The 14066-nt window shown below is 68.1% G+C and carries 15 protein-coding genes; 6 read left to right on the top strand and 9 right to left on the bottom strand.

The features are described from left to right. Positions 1 to 30 precede the first annotated feature (30 nt). From cphA to CEG14_RS07560, 5 genes are all read left to right on the top strand, one after another. On the top strand, positions 31 to 2601 hold the full coding sequence (cphA, locus tag CEG14_RS07580; RefSeq protein ID WP_094825742.1) for a cyanophycin synthetase: 2571 nt from the start codon (positions 31 to 33) through the stop codon (positions 2599 to 2601). A gap of 278 nt (positions 2602 to 2879) precedes the next feature. Continuing rightward, a complete protein-coding gene (locus CEG14_RS07575) occupies positions 2880 to 3410 on the top strand; it encodes a cytochrome b (RefSeq protein WP_094825741.1) in 531 nt (176 codons plus the stop codon). Positions 3411 to 3759: 349 nt separating this feature from the next. Then, positions 3760 to 3960 carry a CsbD family protein gene (locus CEG14_RS07570; RefSeq protein ID WP_094825740.1) on the top strand — a complete coding sequence of 67 codons (201 nt, stop codon included), beginning with the start codon at positions 3760 to 3762 and terminating at the stop codon, positions 3958 to 3960. Positions 3961 to 4050: 90 nt separating this feature from the next. Further along, entirely contained in the window at positions 4051 to 4215 is a 165-nt protein-coding gene (locus CEG14_RS07565; RefSeq protein WP_094825739.1) for a DUF1328 domain-containing protein, read from the top strand. 178 nt (positions 4216 to 4393) lie between these two features. Beyond that, complete coding sequence (locus CEG14_RS07560) at positions 4394 to 4729, top strand: BON domain-containing protein (protein WP_094825738.1); 336 nt, start codon at positions 4394 to 4396, stop codon at positions 4727 to 4729. A 140-nt stretch (positions 4730 to 4869) separates the two neighbouring features. Here CEG14_RS07560 and CEG14_RS07555 read toward each other — a convergent pair whose 3' ends face one another. Next, entirely contained in the window at positions 4870 to 5361 is a 492-nt protein-coding gene (locus CEG14_RS07555; protein WP_094825737.1) for an Rrf2 family transcriptional regulator, read from the bottom strand. A gap of 140 nt (positions 5362 to 5501) precedes the next feature. On the opposite strand from CEG14_RS07555, the gene CEG14_RS07550 reads away from it, so the two are divergent. Next, complete coding sequence (locus tag CEG14_RS07550) at positions 5502 to 6395, top strand: NAD(P)/FAD-dependent oxidoreductase (RefSeq protein WP_094825736.1); 894 nt, start codon at positions 5502 to 5504, stop codon at positions 6393 to 6395. Positions 6396 to 6425: 30 nt separating this feature from the next. Here the strand turns inward: CEG14_RS07550 and CEG14_RS07545 are convergent, their stop codons facing one another. The 8 genes from CEG14_RS07545 to phaC all read right to left on the bottom strand — a co-directional run bounded on the left by CEG14_RS07545 (position 6426) and on the right by phaC (position 14004). Beyond that, on the bottom strand, positions 6426 to 7310 hold the full coding sequence (locus CEG14_RS07545; protein ID WP_094825735.1) for a PhzF family phenazine biosynthesis protein: 885 nt from the start codon (positions 7308 to 7310) through the stop codon (positions 6426 to 6428). 160 nt (positions 7311 to 7470) lie between these two features. After that, a complete protein-coding gene (locus tag CEG14_RS07540; RefSeq protein WP_094825734.1) occupies positions 7471 to 8892 on the bottom strand; it encodes a 4Fe-4S binding protein in 1422 nt (473 codons plus the stop codon). Positions 8893 to 8938: 46 nt separating this feature from the next. Next, complete coding sequence (locus CEG14_RS07535; protein ID WP_094825733.1) at positions 8939 to 9784, bottom strand: FTR1 family iron permease; 846 nt, start codon at positions 9782 to 9784, stop codon at positions 8939 to 8941. Between the two features lie 14 nt (positions 9785 to 9798). Next, on the bottom strand, positions 9799 to 10149 hold the full coding sequence (locus CEG14_RS07530; protein WP_094825732.1) for a cupredoxin domain-containing protein: 351 nt from the start codon (positions 10147 to 10149) through the stop codon (positions 9799 to 9801). A gap of 2 nt (positions 10150 to 10151) precedes the next feature. Beyond that, positions 10152 to 10691 (bottom strand): iron transporter, encoded by a 540-nt coding sequence (locus CEG14_RS07525; RefSeq protein ID WP_094825731.1) that lies wholly within the window; start codon positions 10689 to 10691, stop codon positions 10152 to 10154. Between the two features lie 181 nt (positions 10692 to 10872). Further along, positions 10873 to 11445, bottom strand: coding sequence for a polyhydroxyalkanoate synthesis repressor PhaR (gene phaR / locus CEG14_RS07520; protein ID WP_094825730.1), 573 nt, complete (start codon positions 11443 to 11445; stop codon positions 10873 to 10875). A gap of 117 nt (positions 11446 to 11562) precedes the next feature. Next, on the bottom strand, positions 11563 to 12300 hold the full coding sequence (phbB, locus tag CEG14_RS07515) for an acetoacetyl-CoA reductase (protein WP_094825729.1): 738 nt from the start codon (positions 12298 to 12300) through the stop codon (positions 11563 to 11565). 81 nt (positions 12301 to 12381) lie between these two features. Then, positions 12382 to 14004 carry a class I poly(R)-hydroxyalkanoic acid synthase gene (phaC, locus tag CEG14_RS07510; protein WP_094825728.1) on the bottom strand — a complete coding sequence of 541 codons (1623 nt, stop codon included), beginning with the start codon at positions 14002 to 14004 and terminating at the stop codon, positions 12382 to 12384. Positions 14005 to 14066 lie beyond the last annotated feature (62 nt).

Here is a 14066-nt window from a genome sequence, read left to right as displayed (position 1 = left end):
CGGCGCACTTTCCCGACAGGAACGCCTGCCATGGAAGTTTCACGAATCCGCGCGCTGCGCGGCCCCAATCTCTGGAGCCGCAACACGGCCATCGAGGCGGTCGCCTCCTGCGCCGACGACGAATGCTCGCTGGCCCTACGCCCCGAACTCGAAGCGCGGCTGCGCGGCCGCTTCCCCCAGCTCGGGCTGCTGCAGCCCGAGGGCCACGCCGACGCGGTCTCGCTCGCGCACGTGCTGCAGATCATTGCCCTGCAGCTGCAGGCCTACGCCGGGTGTCCGGTCACGTTCGGCCGCACCTCGCCCACCATCGAACCCGGCGTGTTCCAGGTCGTGGTGGAGTACAGCGAGGAAGAGGTCGGCCGGCTGGCCATGACGCTGGCGCGCGAGCTGATCGACGCCGCCCTGGCCGACACGCCGTTCGACGTGCCGGACGCGCTGCGCCGCCTGCGCGAGCTCGACGAGGACGTGCGCCTCGGGCCCAGCACCGGATCCATCGTGAATGCGGCCACCGCCCGCAACATCCCCTACCATCGCCTCACGCAAGGCAGCATGGTGCAGTTCGGCTGGGGCCGGCGCCAGCGCCGCATCCAGGCCGCCGAAACCGATCGCACCAGCGCCATCTCCGAATCGATCGCGCAGGACAAGGACCTGACCAAGATGCTGCTCGACGCGGCCGGCGTGCCGGTGCCGCTGGGCCGCTCGGTCGACACCGCCGAAGCCGCGTGGGAAGCCGCGCAGGAGCTCGGCGGCCCGGTCGTGGTCAAGCCGCGCGACGGCAGCCAGGGCCGCGGCGTGGCCGTCAACATCGAGACGCGCGAGCGCGTGCTGGCCGCCTTCGAGGCGGCCGCCGACATCAGCTCCGAGGTGATCGTCGAGCGCTACATTCCGGGCCACGACTTCCGCCTGCTGGTGGTCGGCAACACGCTGGTCGCCGCCGCGCGCCGCGATCCGCCCCAGGTCACGGGCGACGGCGTGCAGACCATCCGCCAGCTGGTCGAGCAGGTCAACGCCGACCCGCTGCGCGGGGACGGCCATGCCACCTCGCTCACCAAGATCCGCTTCGACGACATCGCCCTGGCGACGCTGCGCAAGCAGGGTTACGAGGCCGACTCGGTGCCGCCGGCCGGCACCCTGGTCGTGCTGCGCAACAACGCCAACCTGAGCACGGGCGGCTCGGCCACCGACGTCACCGATGAGGTGCACCCCGAGATGGCCGCGCGCGCCATCACCGCCGCCCGCATGATCGGCCTCGACATCTGCGGCGTGGACGTGGTCGCCGAGACCGTGCATCTGCCGATGGAAGAGCAGCATGGCGGCGTGGTCGAGGTCAACGCCGCGCCGGGCCTGCGCATGCACCTGAACCCCTCGTTCGGCAAGGGCCGCGCGGTGGGCGAAGCCATCATCGGCCAGATGTTCCAGGACGGCGAAGACGCCCGCATTCCCGTGATCGCCGTGGCCGGCACCAACGGCAAGACCACCACGGTGCGCCTGAGCGCGCACCTGCTGGCCTGCGCCGGCAACAACGTCGGCATGACCAATTCCGACGGCGTGTATGTGGGCAAGCGCCGCATCGACACCGGCGATTGCAGCGGCCCGCGCAGCGCGCGCCGCATCCTGCTCCATCCCGAGGTGGACGCGGCCGTGTTCGAGACCGCCCGCGGCGGCATCCTGCGCGAGGGCCTGGCCTTCGACCGCTGCGACGTGGCCATCGTGACCAACATCGGCGCGGGCGATCACCTGGGCCTGGGCTACATCAGCACGGTCGAGGACCTGGCCGTGGTCAAGCGCGTGATCGTGCAATACGTGAAGAGCACCGGCATGGCCGTGCTCAACGCCGCCGACCCGATCGTGGCCGAGATGGCCAGCGCCTGCCCGGGCGAGGTCACCTACTTCGCCCAGGATCGCAATCACCCGCTCATCGCCACCCACCGCGCGCAGGGCAAGCGGGTGGTGTATCGCGACGGCGGCAACATCGTGGCCGCCCAGGGCACGCAGGAAGTCAGCCTGCCGCTGGCCGCGATCCCCCTCACCCGCAACGGCGCCATCACGTTCCAGGTCGAGAACGCCATGGCCTGCGTGGCCGCCGCCTGGGCCCTGGGCCTGGACTGGCAGGTGGTGCGCACCGGCCTGGCCAGCTTCGTCAACGACGCCGCCACCGCGCCCGGCCGCTTCAACGTGTTCGACTACAAGGGCGCCACGCTGATCGCCGACTACGGCCACAACCCGGACGCGATTCTCGCGCTGGTGCAGGCGGTGCAGGCCATGCCGGCCAAGCGCCTGAGCGTGGTCATCAGCGGCGCGGGCGACCGCCGCGACGAAGACCTGACGCGCCAGACCGAGATCCTGGGCGACGTGTTCGACGACGTGATCCTCTACGAAGACCAGTGCCAGCGCGGCCGTTCCGACGGCGAGGTGCTGGCGCTGCTGCGCCAGGGCCTGAACAACGCCAAGCGGGCTTCGCACATCGAGGAGATCCGCGGCGAGTTCATCGCCATCGATCGTGCCCTCGCCCGCCTCAACCCGGGCGATCTGTGCCTGATCCTGGTCGACCAGGTCGAGGAAGCGCTGGCCCACATCGCGGCCCGCGTGGCGGGCAACTGACCCCCCGGTCGCGCGGCGGCAGCACGCCCGCCGCGCGACCGGGTCGGATCCGCCCGCGCGGCCCCGCGGGCGTGCTTTGGGCTTGCGGGCCGGGCACATCGGCCGCAGGGGTGGGAAACCCGGCACGCCGGCCCGGTGCGGTGCGCTGCCGGCGCCTGACCTGTTCGGATCGACAGCCCGCTGCCAGCTTCGCGTCATGGGGGAGCGGCTAGTATCAGACCCTTTGACGGTGGTGTTTTGGCGATTTGCCGTAAAGCCGTCGTTCCCGAGGAGTTCCGATGTCCGCCGTTCCCCCGCCGCAGCGCTACTCGCGCCCCGCCGTCGGCCTGCACTGGCTCATTTTCCTGCTGGTCGCCCTCGCCTATTTCGCCATCGAGTTCCGCGGTCCGCGCGGCGCGCCCGAGCGCGCGTTCTGGACCGGCATCCACCTCTGGGCCGGCGTGCTGGTGCTGCTGCTGTCCATCGTGCGCATCGGCTGGCGCGCCACCCACGCCGCCCCTGCGCCGGTGCCGGGCCCCGCGCTGCAGACCTGTCTGGCGCGCGCGGCACACGTGGCGCTCTATGTCTTCATCCTGGCCCAGCCCATCCTCGGCATCCTGCTGCTCAACCTCAATGGCCGCCCCGTGACGCTGATCGGGCTGGACTGGTCGTTCGCGGTCGTCGGGCCGAACCCGGGCCTGCGCCCGGCCGTGAAGGAGGCGCACGAACTGCTGGGCAACGCCTTCTATTTCGTGATCGGCCTGCACGCGCTGGCCGCCCTCTGGCACCACTACGTCAAGCGCGACGACACCCTCAAACGCATGATTTAGCCGTTACATCCGGTCGCATGGCGGGCTCAAAACGGGCCAATTGATGCTCAAAATGTAAAAAATGGGTGGACCAGGTCCATCCCTTTTTTTTACCGATTCCCTGTAAAAACCGCGCGCCGACTGGGTTTGCTGGGGATGCGCCGCTCTGCATCCGCCGGCCCGGGCACGCTGCTTGCGAACGTGGGAAGCGTTGCTGAGGGGGGGATTTACATTTCCCCACACGCCGGCTTTGACAGGCCCAGCCGGGCACCCGTACGGTGAAGACGTGCTGATCAGCAACCCCACATCCCGGGGAACCGGAAGCCCAGGCCAGGGCACCCGGCCCCGACAGCAATGCAAGGAGAGGCAGATGAACAACGACATCATCGCGGGCAAGTGGAAGCAAATGACCGGTAAGGCCAAGGCCGCCTGGGGCGACCTGACCGACGACGAATTGACGCGTACCGAAGGCAACGCCGAACGCCTGGCGGGCCTGATCCAGGAACGCTACGGCAAGACCAAGGAAGAAGCCAAGAAGGAAGTCGACGACTTCTTCGACCGCAACCGCTGATGCCAGTGGGGGCGGGCCCGACGGGCACGCCCCTTGCTGTAACGAGTCCGCCCCCCGATCGCATCGGGAAAACTTCCGAGGAGAATCACCATGCTGTACTACGCAGCTGTCTTCTTCGTGATCGCCATCATCGCCGCAGTGCTCGGCTTTGGCGGCATCGCAGCCGGCGCCGCCGGCATTGCCAAGGTCCTGTTCTTCGTGTTCCTGGTCCTGGCCCTGCTTTCGATCCTGAGCGGCGCGCTGCGCAAGAGGTAGTCCCGGGCGTGGCATCGGGCGCCGGTCTGATTCTGTGCTCCGACCGCACCCACCCCGGGGGCCAACCCCGGCGCGGACGGAGCCGCCCCCCGGATCGGGCCGGCGCTCGATGCCAGGCCCAGCGCCCAGAGCGCGCACGTTCCAGAACCACAACTCACAACCGCATTTGGAGTCTGCCATGAATACTCGCAAACTGATCGCCGCCCTTGCCCTGGGCACCACCGCCGTCCTCGGTACCTCGGCCTACGCTGCCGACGAGAAGCCCAAGCAGTCGGTTGGCGAATACGCTTCCGACGCCTCCATCACCACCAAGGTGAAGGCCGCCATCGTCGCCGAAAAGGACCTGAGCGCCCTGGACGTCGCTGCCGAGACCAACAACGGCGTCGTGACGCTGTCCGGTACGGTCGGCACCGCCGACCAGGCTGACCGCGCCGCCAAGGTTGCGCGCGGCGTGGAAGGCGTCAAGCAGGTCATGAACAACGTCAAGGTCGACCCGGCCAAGGCGAAGAAGTAAAGGGCGCAGCCGCCCCGCCGTGCATTGCACGGCTTGCTCTCAAGTGACCACGTTCATCCTCGCGGTGAGCGAATCTTCCGGACCCTCGTGGTCCGGTTTTTTTTGCCCCGCGTGGGCCTCGCCGCCGCGCCCGCCCGGCTTCAGGCGTCGCCCGCCTGCATTTCCTCGCAGGCCTGGGCCTGCGCGGCCAGCTTCGCATCCCAGCCGCGCTCGCGGCACAGCACGTCGAAATCCCGCGCCAGGTCCGACAGCGCGATGCGGCCCAGCCGTTCGACGAGCAAGGCCTCGGCCTGCCGCAGCGCGTCGTCCAGCGCGGCGTTCACCACCTGCTCCACGCCGCACTCGGGATTCTCGATCTCGTTGCCGATGGCAAACAGGCGTGGCCCGCCCACGGCGCGGTGGATGTCGAGCAGCGACACCTGCGCCAGGTCGCACGCGAGCGACCAGCCGCCCCCATGGCCCTTCTCCGAGCGCACATACCCGGCCTGCCGCAGCCCGGCCATGGTCCGGCGCACCACCACCGGGTTGGTGTGCAGCATGCGGGCGATCTGCTCGGAGGTATAGGGCGCGTCATGACGCGCCATGTGCAGCAGCACGTGCAGCATGCGGGACAGGCGGCTATCGCTGCGCATCGGATCTCCAGGGCGGGCACACCGGGCGGCGTGCATACGAAACATTATAAGTTGCGTGAAAGGCCATGCACGCCCTATCATGTAACTTCAAAAGTTTCGTAATGCGGCGCGCCCCTTGCCGCCCAAGAAGGAGAATCCCCATGTTCCATGACGCCATCATCATCGGCGGCAGCTATGCCGGCCTGGCCGCCGCCCTGCAACTGGCCCGCGCGCGCCGCCGCGTGCTGGTGGTCGACGCCGGCGTGCGCCGCAACCGCAGCGCCGCCCACTCCCATGGCTTTCTCACCCGCGACGGCGAGCCGCCCGCGGAAATCGCGGCCATCGGCCGCGCCCAGGTCCAGGCCTACGACACGGTCACCTGGATCGACGGCACCGCGGATTCGGCCGAGCGCATCGAAGGCGGGTTCCGCGTGGCCATCGGCGGCGCCGGCATGGCGCAGGGCCGGCACCTGATCCTCGCCACCGGCCTGCGCGACCACCTGCCCGCGCTGCCCGGCCTGGCCGAACGCTGGGGCCGCCACGTGTTCATGTGCCCGTACTGCGACGGCTACGAACGCGAGCGCGGCCGCCTGGCCGTGTTCGCCAGCTCGGCGCTGGCGATGCACCAGGCGCTGTTGCTGCCCGACTGGGGCCCCACCACGCTGCTGCTGAACGACGCCTTCACCCCCGATGCCGAGCAGTTGCGCCAGCTGGCCGCACGCGGCGTGGCGCTCGAGCACACCCCGGTGGCGCGGATCGAAGGCGATGCCGACGTGGTGCTGCGCGACGGCCGCGTCCTGCCGTTTGCCGGCATCTTCACGGCCACGCGCATCGAGGTGGCCAGCCCGATCCCGGCCCAGCTGGGCTGCGCGTTCGACGAATGGCCGCAGGGATCCACGGTGCGCACCGACGCCATGAAGGCCACCAGCGTGCCCGGCGTCTATGCCTGCGGCGACGTGGCCCGCGCGGCGGGCTCGGTCACGTTCGCCGTGGCCGATGGCGCGATGGCCGGCATGGCCGTGCACCGCGAACTGGTGTTCGGCCCGGCGCACTGAATCTTGCGCCGCCGGGCCGCTAGGCCCGGCTCAGGGCAGGCGCACCTCGCCCTGCCCCAGCTCGATCACGCGGCCGCCCACGCGGATCGCGCCGTCGGCGGACACGTCGAGCAGCAATCGGCACGGGCGCTGCACCTGGTCGCCCTGGCTGACCCGCACCTGCGCGGGCGACTCGCCGCGCGCGATGAGCCAGCCGCCGAGATTGGCGCAGGCCGAACCCGTGCCCGGATCCTCGGCCACGCCGCCGCCGGCCTTGGCGAAGAAGTAGCGCGCGGTCACGGCGCGGCGCGCACCGGCGCCCGCGCCCGCCGTCGCGTCGTCGAAGGCGAACACATAGGCCGTGCGGCGGCCCAGGCTGGAGAGCTCCCATTCCTCGAGGCGGCCGCTGTCCGGTTGCGCGCGCAACACGGCGTCGAGGCTGCGCACCGGCACCAGCAGCTGGTCGGCGCCGGTGTCGACCCACGACGGCGCGTCGAGCAGGTCGTCTTCGCGCAGGCCCAGGTGCGATGCGATCACGGCCGGGGCCAGCTTGGCGGCGGCCGTGCGCGGCGCGCCCTGCGTGGGCGCGGTCAGGGTCCAGGTGTCGCCCTGCGCCTGCACGTCGACGATGCCGGCCGGAAACGACAGCTTCACGGCGTCGCCGCGGTTGAGCAGCGCGCGCACCACGTGGGCGGTGCCGAGCGTGGGATGGCCGGCGAAGCGCATTTCGTAGCCGGGCGTGAAGATGCGCACGCGGGCGTCGGCGCCGTCTTCGGCCGGCAGCACGAAGGTGGTCTCGGAAAGATTGAACTGCAACGCGAGCGCCTGCATGGTGGCGTCGTCCATGCCGCGCGCGTCTTCGAACACGCACAGGGGGTTGCCCCCGAAAGTGGACTCGGCAAAAACATTGAGCAGGCGGTAGCGGTAGGTCTTCATGGCTGTCCTTGGATACGGCACGGATTCGAGCGGCCACTATACCGACGGGCGGCGCGCGGTCGAAAGAGACAGTCGCGCGAAAAAGCACCGATACAGCATGCCTGAAAAAACAGGCCACCCGCAGCGGGGTGGCCCGTATCGCATCCGCGGCGCCGCGGGCTCACCACGCGATGAAGAACAGATACCAGGCCAGGCAGAACGGCGCGAGGCCGGCAGCGGCGACGATCCAGGCGGCAATGCGGCGCACCGGGCCGTGGCTGCGCTGGTGCAGCACGCGCCACAGCAGGCGCAGCGTCCAGGCCACCGCCAGCGACAGCAGCGTCATGCGCACCGGCGTGGCCCAGCCCGTGCGCACGCCTTCGTGCTGCAGCAGCGTGAGCGTGGTGGCCGACAGGCCGAGGAACACGCCTACGCCGGCGGTCGGGATGTAGGCCTGGGCCAGCTTGTTGAGCCCGGCCAGGCGGCCATGGGCGATGTGGTCGGGATGCTCGGCATCGCCCGGTGCCACCACGGCGCCGGTGAGCGGCGCGATGCGATCGGCCAGCCACAGCGCCAGCCAGGCCACGCCACCGACACAGACGAGGCTGCCGGCGCAGAAAGCCAGGATCGCGCCGCCGTCGAGCCACGAGAAGCTGTCGTTGACCTCGGGGTAGTGGGTCAGGATGAACCACGGCGCGTTGTCGGCGAGCGGCCACATGATGTCGTTTTCGACCAGCCAGGTGGCGGCCCACTGCTTGAGCGTGACGTACCAGGGGCTCGCGCTCCACAGGAACGCGCCGATGGCGATGCCCATCAGGCCGAACAGGATCAGCGCGGTCTGCCAGTTGTCGCCCTGGGCCACGTGCACGATCTCTTCTTCGGGCGAGCGCGGCGTGAGCTGGATGGCGCCGCGATAGTCGCTGCAGCGGCCACAGACGTGGCAGTCGCCCGCGCCCTTCATGTGGCGCAGCGGCACCAGCGGCGCACAGTTGACCGGCTCGATCCGGATCACCGGATGGCGCCAGGTGTCTTCGTTGACCTTGAAGTGCCAGGGGGCGAGCTTGGCCAGCAGGTTGAACACGCCGTTGACCGGGCACAGGTATTTGCACCAGACGCGCTTGCTGCGGCCGTAGCGATAGCCCACCAGCATGGCCGCCACCGTGGAGCCGCCCAGCACGGCCAGCACCGCCAGCGGGTACTGGTACACGCTCACCAGCTGGCCGTAGACCGTGGTGAGGGCGAACGCGACAAAGGGCCAGCCGCCCCAGCGCATCCACTTCGGGATCGCCTTGCCCTGGCCGCGCTCGCTCGCCCATTCGGTGAGCATGCCCTCCGGACAGAGCCAGCCGCACCAGGCCCGGCCGAGAATCGGCATCGACACCAGCACGAACGGCCACCACACGCCCCAGAACGCGAACTGCGCGACGATGGTCAGGTTGTTGACCACCGAGGCCGCGTTGTCGGGCAACGGCAGACAGGCCGGCACGATGAGCAGAAAAGCGTAAACCGCGACGATCCCCCACTGCAGCTTGCGCAGCAATGGGGCATGGTCGCGGAGGAAGTCGGCAAAGCGGGCGGTCGCCCGCCCGAGCACAGCTGCCATGTTGAAACCTTAAAAAACCACGCCGGTGTCGGAACTCCCGACCGGATCAGGAAGCGGGCCGCGGCTGGGGCCGGGCGGCCGCCCGGTTGGCGCGGCCCAGCAACAGCCACACCACCAGCCAGTAGGCCACCCAGACCAGCACCGAGGTCAGTGCCGGGAAAGCACGATAACCCGCAAAGTCGGCCAGCAGCTTGCCGATGCCGCTGCTGTCGTCGAGAAGCCACGACGAGTCCCAGACCGGATCGAGTAGCGGCGGCACCACGCCCAGCGAAATCAGGCGATCCAGGCCGCCGATCAACAGCGCGCCGGCCAGCAGCAGCAACAGGATCTCGGTGACCAGGAAGAAGCGGCGCCACGTGATGAGCTTGCCGCCCAGCTGCAACAGCCAGAACGTGAACAGCGCGACGACGAAACCGCCCAGGCCGGCCAGCGTGAGCGACAGCATGCCGCCCTGCTCCTGGGCCGCGGCCACGGTGCCGTAGAGGAACACCACGGTTTCACTGCCTTCGCGCGCCACGGCGATCATGACCAGGATGAACAGGCCCCACCAGTTGTCGTGGGTGAGCGAGTCCTGGGCGCCGCCCTCGAGCTCGCGCTTGAGCGTGCGGCCGTGGCGCTTCATCCAGACCACCATCTGCACGACGAGCGCGCAGGCCACCAGCGACATGCCGGCCTGGAACCACTCCTGGCCTTCGTCGGTGAGCCATTCGGATACGCCCAGCAGCACCAGCGCGAGCGCGAACGCCAGCGCGAGGCCGGCAACGACGCCGCCCCACAGATAGGGCATGCCACGGCGCCCCTGCGGCGCGGCGCGCAGCCAGGTGTAGAGAATCCCCACCACCAGCAACGCTTCGACGCTCTCGCGCCAGACAATGAAAAGAACCTGTTCCATGACTACTCTCGCGTTCAGTCTTTGGGCTTGACCACCAGCGTGCCTTTCACGTCCTGGTGGAAGTCATCGAAGAACGGATACTCGCCGGGCCGGGAGATGGTGATGACCACGAACGACTTGACGCCGGGGCCCAGCACCTTTTCCTTGCGCAGCGGAATGCTCTCGAACTCGACGGGGGCATTGCTCTCGTTGATGAGCTCGATCTTGAAACGCCCGGCGGGCACCTCGAGCCGTGCGGGCTCGAAGGTGCCGTCGGGCTTGAACGTGAGCGTGAACGTGGGCAGCTCGTCCGCCTGCGCGGCGTACGGCCACGCAAGCGCAATGGCGACCAGGCACGCGGAAAGACCTGCCCACAGTGCTCGCACGATCAGTACCCGCCCTTCTTGCCGGTGCCGGCGAAGACGAATTCATAGTCGATGTCGAAGGGCTCGAACCACGGGCCCACGCCGGTTTCCTTGTCGACGTGACGGCCGAAGTGGCTCATCTTGTCGGCGGTGGGGGGCAGGATCGAATACTTCAGCTTGTACTTGCCGGGGCCGTCGAGCTTGACGTTTTCACCGTAGTGCGGACCGTCGTTGGCGACCATGGGCATGAACGTGCCCTTCTGCACCTTGTCGCTGCCGATCTTCTGGATCTCGTACTTGACGACCAGATAGGGCATCCATTCGCCTTCGGGGAAACCGGTGGGGTTGCCGGCGGTGGCGTGGATGTCGGCTTCGAGGTGGACGTCGGAATCCTTGGCCGGGCGCATCATGCCCGGCGGGTCCATTTCGATGGGCTGGAGATAGACGGCACCGATTTCCATGCCGCCCTTTTCGACAGGCTTGCCGATCGGGTATTCAGCAGCCAGCGCGCCGGCGGAGAATGTCATCCCGGCCAGGGCCAGTACTAGGGCTTTTTTCATCATCAGGGGATCCTTGAGTGACAGGGGGCAGTTCCGAAGATTCATAAACAAGAACTGTTTTCATTAATGTAGCTTTGGCGCCCTGACATCAACCTTAAGCTGCCCTATGGCGGGGGTCCGAGATCCCAATGAAACGGGGCCGCGTGTGCGGCCCCGGAACGAATTCAGCGACGGATCGGCGCGCTTACTTGCGGCCGCCGCCCCCCGGGGGCGTGGTGCCCGGCGGGAACGGGAAGGTCGAGAACATCGCGCGCGTCTGGTCTTGCATCTGGTCCTGCATCTGCACGAACAGATTCTTCGACTGGTCGATGTAGTTGTTCATCATCTTCTGCAGCATCGGCGTCTGCACGTTCATGAACTGCGTCCAGGCCTCGGGGCCGAACTGGCTGCCATACACGCCCTTCGACTGCTCGGCCATGCGCTGCTGGATCTCCATGAACGCCTGGATGTTCTTCTCCAGGTAGGAACCCATGATGCCCTGCATGGCGTGGCCGTAGAAGCGGATGATCTGCGACAGCATGTTCGACGAGAACATCGGCATGCCGCCGCTCTCTTCTTCGAGAATGATCTGCAGCAGGATGCTGCGCGTGAGCTCCTCGCCGCTCTTGGCATCGACGACCTGGAATTCCTCATTGGCGAGCACCAGCTGCTTGACGTCGGCCAGCGTGATGTAGGTGCTGGTCTGCGTGTCGTACAAGCGGCGGTTCGGGTACTTCTTGATCAGGCGCTGGGCGGCGCCAGTCTGAGCTTGCGTCATGGTTGTCCCCGAGATCGGGAGATCTCTTTAACTTTGAATGATTTTACGTGCAATGCCGGGCGGCCGCTGCAAGCGGACGCGCCCGGCGTCTCCTGTGTGTTGCCGGACCTGACCCGCTCAACCCATGTGCAGGCCGCCGTTGAGCGAAAAATCCGCGCCCGTGGCGAAACCCGATTCCTCGCCCGCCAGCCACGAGGTCATGGAGGCGATCTCTTCCGGCGTGCCGAGGCGGCGCACCGGGATGGTGGCGACGATCTTCTCGAGCACGTCGGGGCGGATCGCGCGGACCATGTCCGTGCCGATGTAGCCCGGCGAGATCGTGTTGACTGTCACGCCCTTGCTGGCGAGCTCCTGCGCCAGCGCCATGGTGAAGCCGTGGATGCCGGCCTTGGCGGTGGAGTAGTTGGTCTGGCCGAACTGCCCCTTCTGGCCATTGACCGAGCTGATATTGACGATGCGGCCGAACTGGCGTTCGACCATGCCGTCGACCACTTGCTTGGTGACGTTGAAGAGGCTGTTGAGGTTGGTGTCAATCACCGCGCGCCAGTCGTCGACCGACATCTTGCGGAACAGGCCGTCGCGCGTGATGCCCGCGTTGTTGACCAGCACGTCGACCTCGCCGTGGTCGGCCTTGATCTTGTCGAACGCCTCCACGGTGGAGTCCCAGTCGGAGACGTTGCCGACCGACGCGTAGAAGGTGTAGCCCTGGGCGGCCTGCTCGTCGATCCATTGTTGGTAGTTACGGCTGGGACCGCAGCCCGCCACGACGCGGAAACCGTCCTTGGCCAGCCGTTGGCAGATCGCCGTTCCGATGCCGCCCATACCGCCCGTCACATATGCCAGTTTTCCGCTCATTTGAAACCCTCCTTGGGTGACGCACGCATGTTGATGGATGAAACGCCGGGCCGCGTCTGGCGCGCGCCCGGTAGTGCATTGCTAGACTGCCCGCACCTTCACGTAGCTGCCCGGTGCGGCTTCGAGCGGGGTATAGCGTTTGTTGCCGAGCTGGCGGCGCGCGGCCACCTTGGGGCCGGCGTGACTGCCCAGCCAGTCGGCCCAGTCGGGCCACCAGCTGCCGGGCTGCTCCTGGGCCTGCGCCAGCCAGGCGTTGGGATCGCCGGGCAGGTCGTCGCTTTCGGGGCCGACCCAGTAGCTGCGTTTTTTCTTGGCCGGCGGATTGATGACGCCGGCGATGTGGCCCGACGCGCCCAGCACGAAGCGGCGCGATCCGCGCAGCAACTGCGTGGACGCGTAGGCCGACACCCACGGCACGATGTGATCCTCGCGCGAGCCGAACAGATAGGCCGGCATGTCGAGGCGGGTCAGGTCGATCGGCGTGTCGGCGGCCTGCGCCAGGCCGGGCACCTTGAGGTTGTTTTCGAGATAGGTGTTGCGGAAGTACCAGGCGAAGAACGGCCCCGGCAGATTGGTGCTGTCGGCGTTCCAGAACAGCAGGTCGAAGGCCGGCGGCGTCTGGCCCTTGAGGTAGTTGCCGACGACGTAGTTCCAGACCAGCTCGTTGGGGCGCAGGAACGAGAAGGTGGTGGCGAGGTCGCGCGCGGGCATCAGCCCGCCATTGCCGAACTGGCGCTCGCGGAACTGCGCGTGCAGCTCGTCGACGAACACCTTGAGCACGCCGGTGTCGTGGAAATCGAGCAGCGAGGTCAGCAGCGTGAGGGAGGCCACGGGCCGCTGGCCGCGCGCGTCGGCCAGCGCCAGCGCGGACGCCAGCATGGTGCCGCCCACACAGAAGCCGAGCGCATTGACCTGTTCTTCGCCGGTGATCTCGCGCGCCACGTCGAGCGCGCGCAGCACGGCCTGGTCGAGGTAGTCGGTCCAGGTGGCGCCATCGACGCCGTCGGCATCGGAGGCGAGCGGGTTGCGCCACGAGATGATGAAGACCGTATGGCCCTGCTCGACCGCGTGCCGCACGAAGGAATTCTCGGGCTGCAGGTCGAGGATGTAGTACTTGTTGATGTTGGGCGGCACGATCACCAGCGGGCGCCGATGGACCTTGTCGGTCGTGGGCGCGTACTGGATCAGCTGCATCAACGGATTCTGGTAGACCACCGCGCCCGGCGTGACCGCGACGTTGCGCCCGATCTCGAACTGGGCCTCGTCGGTCTGGCTGATGCGGCCGCGCTTCAGGTCGGCCAGCAGATTGGCCAGCCCGGCGTTGAGCACCTTGCCCGCGCTGTCGATGATGGACTGCTGGGCGTCGGGATTGAACGCCAGGAAATTCGACGGCGACAGCGCGTCGATCCATTGCATGATGGAGAAGCGCAGGCGGCTGCGCAGCGCCTCGCTGACCTGCGCGGCGTCAACCATGCGGTTGAGCACGCGGGCCGACAGCAGGTAGGCGTGGGCCATGAGCTGGTGGGAGCCGGTACGGGCCCAGGCGGCGCCGGCGAAGCGGCGGTCGGACAGGGGCGGCAGCGTGCCGGACTTGGCCTGCTCGCACAGGCTCAGCCACTCTCGCGAAAACTCGGCCTGGATGTCTGCCAGAGCGTCCGGTGCCACGCTCACCGGGGGCCATGCAGCGGATAGATGGGCGTTCACTTCGACACCTTGTTATCGGAACTGCGCGAATCGATGGTGCATGGCAGCGTCAAACGCTGTCA

The organism is Bordetella genomosp. 1 (genome assembly GCF_002261335.1).
In the GTDB taxonomy this organism is placed as follows: Bacteria; Pseudomonadota; Gammaproteobacteria; order Burkholderiales; family Burkholderiaceae_B; genus Bordetella.
Note: the sequence above shows the minus strand (reverse complement) of the source record. Positions and strands in the feature narration are given on the sequence as shown.

Excerpts from the sequence above, each read along its gene's own strand:
- CEG14_RS07540 (WP_094825734.1), bottom strand. The coding sequence starts at position 8,892 with ATGGCAGCTGTGCTCGGGCGGGCGACCGCCCGCTTTGCCGACTTCCTC.
- CEG14_RS07570 (WP_094825740.1), top strand. The coding sequence starts at position 3,760 with ATGAACAACGACATCATCGCGGGCAAGTGGAAGCAAATGACCGGTAAG.
- CEG14_RS07565 (WP_094825739.1), top strand. The coding sequence starts at position 4,051 with ATGCTGTACTACGCAGCTGTCTTCTTCGTGATCGCCATCATCGCCGCA.
- CEG14_RS07535 (WP_094825733.1), bottom strand. The coding sequence starts at position 9,784 with ATGGAACAGGTTCTTTTCATTGTCTGGCGCGAGAGCGTCGAAGCGTTG.
- CEG14_RS07560 (WP_094825738.1), top strand. The coding sequence starts at position 4,394 with ATGAATACTCGCAAACTGATCGCCGCCCTTGCCCTGGGCACCACCGCC.
- CEG14_RS07525 (WP_094825731.1), bottom strand. The coding sequence starts at position 10,691 with ATGATGAAAAAAGCCCTAGTACTGGCCCTGGCCGGGATGACATTCTCC.
- CEG14_RS07545 (WP_094825735.1), bottom strand. The coding sequence starts at position 7,310 with ATGAAGACCTACCGCTACCGCCTGCTCAATGTTTTTGCCGAGTCCACT.
- cphA (WP_094825742.1), top strand. The coding sequence starts at position 31 with ATGGAAGTTTCACGAATCCGCGCGCTGCGCGGCCCCAATCTCTGGAGC.
- CEG14_RS07550 (WP_094825736.1), top strand. The coding sequence starts at position 5,502 with ATGTTCCATGACGCCATCATCATCGGCGGCAGCTATGCCGGCCTGGCC.
- CEG14_RS07575 (WP_094825741.1), top strand. The coding sequence starts at position 2,880 with ATGTCCGCCGTTCCCCCGCCGCAGCGCTACTCGCGCCCCGCCGTCGGC.
- CEG14_RS07555 (WP_094825737.1), bottom strand. The coding sequence starts at position 5,361 with ATGCGCAGCGATAGCCGCCTGTCCCGCATGCTGCACGTGCTGCTGCAC.
- phaR (WP_094825730.1), bottom strand. The coding sequence starts at position 11,445 with ATGACGCAAGCTCAGACTGGCGCCGCCCAGCGCCTGATCAAGAAGTAC.
- phbB (WP_094825729.1), bottom strand. The coding sequence starts at position 12,300 with ATGAGCGGAAAACTGGCATATGTGACGGGCGGTATGGGCGGCATCGGA.